The organism is Desulfovulcanus sp. (assembly GCF_982781345.1).
The window spans coordinates 1-1,375 of sequence record NZ_CEYAEZ010000158.1 but is presented as its reverse complement, the minus strand read 5'-3'; the positions used below and the strand labels follow the sequence as shown (position 1 = coordinate 1,375).

The 1,375-nt window shown below is 45.9% G+C and carries 2 protein-coding genes; both read right to left on the bottom strand.

Annotated features, from left to right (window positions below):
- Positions 1 to 107 precede the first annotated feature (107 nt).
- Positions 108 to 605 carry a hypothetical protein gene (locus tag AC3WVG_RS11880; RefSeq protein WP_488798330.1) on the bottom strand — a complete coding sequence of 166 codons (498 nt, stop codon included), beginning with the start codon at positions 603 to 605 and terminating at the stop codon, positions 108 to 110.
- A gap of 124 nt (positions 606 to 729) precedes the next feature.
- Entirely contained in the window at positions 730 to 1,251 is a 522-nt protein-coding gene (locus AC3WVG_RS11875; RefSeq protein WP_488798329.1) for a hypothetical protein, read from the bottom strand.
- Between the last annotated feature and the right edge of the window lie 124 nt (positions 1,252 to 1,375).

Sequence of the window (1,375 nt, the reverse complement as noted above, 5' to 3'; positions counted from 1 at the left end):
TCCATGACCAGGCATTTCGGGGGCTATTTCGCTCTTTTCCCTGTTTCTCAGTAGCGGGTGTTAGGCATAATGCAATATCACATTACAAAATAGACTTCTTGTTATTGTTATTCTTTCGGTGATAATGGATATGGCGGAGGAATTCTGATTTTCTCTAGCGAGAAGCCTTCCTTATTGAACTCCATCGCTTCATCCTCAGAAAGTCGGATAAAAGCCACATCCTCATGACCGATAACCCACATGATTAATTCGTTCCCTCTATAAAACAACGGGTCTTCAGGATATCCTTCACCCCATCGACCTATAGTGCGACGGTGCATCAAGAAGTTTTTTAGTTCATCAGATATAGCAAACCGAGCGTAAGTTACAGGGCGCCTACGTTTTGATCCATATTTCCAATGGGTTGAGAATATTTTGATGAGATTAGGACGGAATGGTTTCAAACATGGTGGAAGGCTTCTTTCATCTCCCACAATGAATTCCACTATATCTGCCTTATCTAACACAAACGAAAGCAGTTTTTGCCATTTCTCTTCTCTTTCAGGAAGAGGCATGTATCCAAACTCTTGATAATAAAACTCCTCCTCTCCGATATATTCTTGCATTTTGTCCTCCTCATTATGCTAATGCTACCCGCTTAATGGCGCGACGGACTACGTCCGATGCCTCAGAAGGCAAGCCTGCCTCTGCAATCGGCTCGTCCGCCGCGCCAATAAAGGTAATCGGTTGTTATGGTGGCGGTGGCACACCAGGTATGGCGGTTAGGACGCCCACAGCAGCTGTCGCGACTGCAGCAGCCAATGCACTTGCAACCCAATAAGCAACATATACCGACGCTGCAGCCAAGACAAGGCTGTAAATCGCGCTCCACGGATTCCAAGTACATATCTTCCAACACCACCCACTGGCAGAATTGTACACCCCAAAGCACGGGGTCGATCCTTCCCACCAACCACAAATGTGTAGATTAAAGATAAGTTGATCAGTTTGCCAATATTTTAGCTTTACATTCACGTGCTTCACGTATCTCTTGATGCAGCCTCCCACAAAGTGTTCATCCACATACAAGAACCACATATATGGGCCAATCCTACCCCCCGCCTGGGGCGAGATCCCCATGGGAAGATATTCTTCAGGCTTTACCCTTATTCCAGGACGAGGAAGTACAAGACCACTCATAGAGTAGTCATCTTCCACTTCATAGATATTGCTAATGGGATGAGCTAACAGTGGAAGCAATGCAAATGGCATATCTGCAAGGTACTCCGCTAGATTGATTGGCATCCCCTCCTCTTTCAACTCTCTCAGCACATGGCTACACACATTGTTTGGGCAACTTTCAGTCATGTTCCCTGCTTCTAGCAACTCCACAAAG